Source organism: Mesorhizobium sp. M6A.T.Cr.TU.017.01.1.1 (assembly GCF_004023115.1).
Lineage (GTDB): Bacteria > Pseudomonadota > Alphaproteobacteria > Rhizobiales > Rhizobiaceae > Mesorhizobium > Mesorhizobium mediterraneum.
Genome location: NZ_RZTA01000231.1, coordinates 1 through 3,069 on the forward strand (window position 1 = coordinate 1; position 3,069 = coordinate 3,069).

Genomic DNA, 3,069 nt, shown 5'->3' on the forward strand with positions numbered 1-3,069 from the left:
GGGGAGCGCAAGCAGGAAGGCGCCAAGCCGTTCAAGGGCAACAACAAGCGCCGCTTCGGCGGTAAGCGGCCAGCGGCGCGGGCTGCGTAATCACATAGTTGCATCCGGCCGAGCCTATCGGGGCTCGGCTGCTCACAATTGAAAAGGCGATCGGAGCGATGCTTCGGTCGCCTTTTTCGCCTGAGACCTACTTCACCACCGCCTCTACCCACACGACGATGCGCTGCGCGAGGAAAGCCGTCGTTGCTGGCGACAGCGCGTCACCTGCAATGACGTGGTTGTCCCGATCGCCGGTATCGTCGACCGGCACCAATTCGTGCGCGGCGCCCCAGCGCCCGGCAATTTCGCGGGTGCGGTCGGGCCGCACGATTTTGTCCGAATCCGAAAAGATGAACAGGGCAGGGATCGTCGCCTTCTCCACCGGCGCGCCATAGGCAAGCTCGGTAAGCGCCACCATCGGCAGCGTCGCGGCGATCGGATAGCGGTAGGTCCAGAATTTCTCGTGCAGCGCATTGCGTGGCACGAAGCTGCGTTCCTTGCCGGCGACCAGCTCGGCGATCGCTCGGCCCCACGGCATGGTCAGGAGTTCGGCGCCGGAAGCCTTGACGCCGAAATTCGGCGAGATGAACGCGATGGCCGCCACCCCATCCGATGCGCCCGGCTGGGTCGCAGCCCAGGCCGCCAGCGAGCCGCCGGTCGAGGTAGCGATGACGATCACCTTGTCGCCGATCGCCCGGCCGATGGCGAGCGCTTCCTCATAGTCGTTGATCCAGGCGTTGACGCTGCCTTCGGCCATTGCAGCACCGCCCTGTCCGTGGCCGGTGAGGCGGGTGTAGTAAAGATTGGCGTCCAACTCGTCGGCCACCTCGTCGGGCAGTGGACGAACCTCGCCCTTCGATGCCGAAAAGCCATGGATGTACACGATCGCGAGCGGCGTCCTGGCATGAACCATCGGGTTGGCCCAGATGATCTCCTTCTCCAGCCCGTCGTAGATGCCCGGTACGGCAGCCTCGTTGCGTGCCAGATAGGCTTGCGGGTCATCGCCGATCACGGAAGGATCGAAGCGGATCGTCGTGTCGGCTTGCACGCGTGGGCCAAGCATGAAGGCCAGGACAAGAATGACGGCGAGACCCAGTACCGCAAGCACGATCCGTCGCCCCATTGCAGACTCCACGTAACAATTTTCAACCTATGGCCGCAAAATGCAAACACGCAACGGGCATCCTGCCGGCGGCTGGACCGCCAACTTTGATGGCCGGCTTATTCGCTCGGCGGCTTGCGGTCGAAATTCAGCGGACGTGCCTTCCAGCGGGTCGCGGTGCTGATGACCCACCGGCAGAGTGGTCTCGGCAGGATGCTGAGCAGCTTCAGGCCCCAGCTCAAGCGGCGCGGGAAGGTTACTTCGAAGCCGCCGGATTTGATGCCGCGCGCCATGCGGCGCGAAGCGCGATTGACGGGCATCAGCCCGGGCATCGGCAGCAAATTCTTCTCGGTCAGCGGCGTGTCGACGAAGCCCGGCTTCATCACCTGGATGCGCACGTTCATCTTATCAAAGTCGTATTTCAGCGATTCAGCCAGAATATTGATCGCCGCCTTGGTGCCGCCATAGGCGGCCGTGGTCGGCCAGCCGAAATAGGCGGTGACCGAACCGACCAGCACGACATGACCGCGCGCGCGGACACGCATGCGTTCGATGACCGGCACCAGGCCGTTGATGATGCCGAAGTAATTGACATCGAAGGATTGGCGAAACCCGCGGACGGTGAGATCTTCGCCGGCGGTCGCAATATAGTTCCCGGCATTGAAGACGGCCAAGACGATCGGGCCGAGATCCTTCTCGATCGCCGCGACTGTCTTTGCCATGCGCTTCTCGTCGGTGACGTCGCAGGGATAGGCCGTGACACGGCCCGGCATCTGCGCCGTCTCGACGACAAGCGTGTCGATCGGTTCGTCGTCGAGCGCCGTCACCGCGACGGTATAGCCCTGAGCCGCAAGGTCCTTGGCCAGTGAACGGCCGATGCCGCTGCTGCCGCCCGTGATCCAGGCGACGCCGTGCTTCGGGTTGGCCCGATAGAGAGTCATGCTATGCCCTGCGACTTTTTCTTAGCCTGTGCTCTAGCGATGAAGAAATCGAATGAAAAGAGCGCTTTTCAGCGAAAGCTTCGAACGAATGCTGGAACGCGACATCTGTTTTAGGAATTGCAGCCCAGAAATGCCGCTGGACCAGGCAAATTCTTGCCTTGAAACCGAAGCTTCGGGTTTCTAGGGTTCCGCCGCAAGCATAAAGGAATCTCCATGCCCCGTTCTGTGATCGAAGCGATCGGTAACACGCCTCTGATCCGCCTCAACAAAGCTTCGGAAGAAACCGGCTGCGAGATCCTGGGCAAGGCCGAATTCATGAATCCGGGCCAGTCGGTCAAGGACCGCGCCGCGCTGTTCATCATCCGCGACGCCGAGCAGCGCGGGCTCTTGAGGCCGGGCGGGGTCATCGTCGAGGGGACGGCCGGCAACACCGGCATCGGATTGACGCTGGTCGCCAAGGCGCTTGGCTACCGCACCGTGATCGTCATCCCCGAGACGCAAAGCCAGGAGAAGAAGGACACGATCAAATTGCTCGGCGCCGAGCTGATCGAGGTGCCTGCCGTTCCCTACAAGAATCCCAACAATTACGTGAAACTGTCGGGCCGTCTGGCCGAGCAGATGGCCAGGTCCGAGCCGAACGGCGCGATCTGGGCCAATCAGTTCGACAACGTTGCCAACCGTGACGGCCATACCCGCACCACGGCGGAAGAAATCTGGGCCCAGACCGGCGGCAAGGTCGACGGTTTCGTCTCGGCGGTCGGCTCCGGCGGAACGCTGGCCGGCGTCGCCTTTGGGTTGAAGGCCAGGAGCAAGGACGTCAAGATCGCGCTCGCCGATCCGCTGGGTGCGGCGCTCTACAGTTTCTACACCAGCGGTGAGTTGAAATCCGAAGGCAGCTCGATCACCGAAGGCATCGGGCAGGGGCGGATCACCGCCAATCTGGAGGGGTTCACGCCGGATTTCTCCTTCCAGATTCCAGATGAGGAC

Annotated in this window: 3 protein-coding genes; 1 reads left to right on the plus strand and 2 read right to left on the minus strand. The window is 62.4% G+C overall.

Annotation, left to right across the window (positions count from 1 at the left end):
- Positions 1–187: 187 nt before the first annotated feature.
- The gene (locus EOB36_RS33475; RefSeq protein ID WP_127206116.1) at positions 188–1,162 is read right to left on the minus strand and encodes an alpha/beta fold hydrolase; all 975 of its coding nucleotides are present in this window, start codon (positions 1,160–1,162) and stop codon (positions 188–190) included.
- A gap of 98 nt (positions 1,163–1,260) precedes the next feature.
- Complete coding sequence (locus EOB36_RS33480; protein ID WP_128286569.1) at positions 1,261–2,082, minus strand: SDR family oxidoreductase; 822 nt, start codon at positions 2,080–2,082, stop codon at positions 1,261–1,263.
- A 213-nt stretch (positions 2,083–2,295) separates the two neighbouring features.
- Here EOB36_RS33480 and EOB36_RS33485 point away from each other — a divergent pair.
- Positions 2,296–3,069: cysteine synthase A (locus EOB36_RS33485; RefSeq protein WP_128286570.1), on the plus strand; the 774-nt coding region annotated here is incomplete at its 3' end.

What these genes read in the sequence shown, in the direction of transcription:
- EOB36_RS33480 (WP_128286569.1), bottom strand. Translation starts at nt 2,082, where the DNA reads ATGACTCTCTATCGGGCCAACCCGAAGCACGGCGTCGCCTGGATCACG.
- EOB36_RS33475 (WP_127206116.1), bottom strand. Translation starts at nt 1,162, where the DNA reads ATGGGGCGACGGATCGTGCTTGCGGTACTGGGTCTCGCCGTCATTCTT.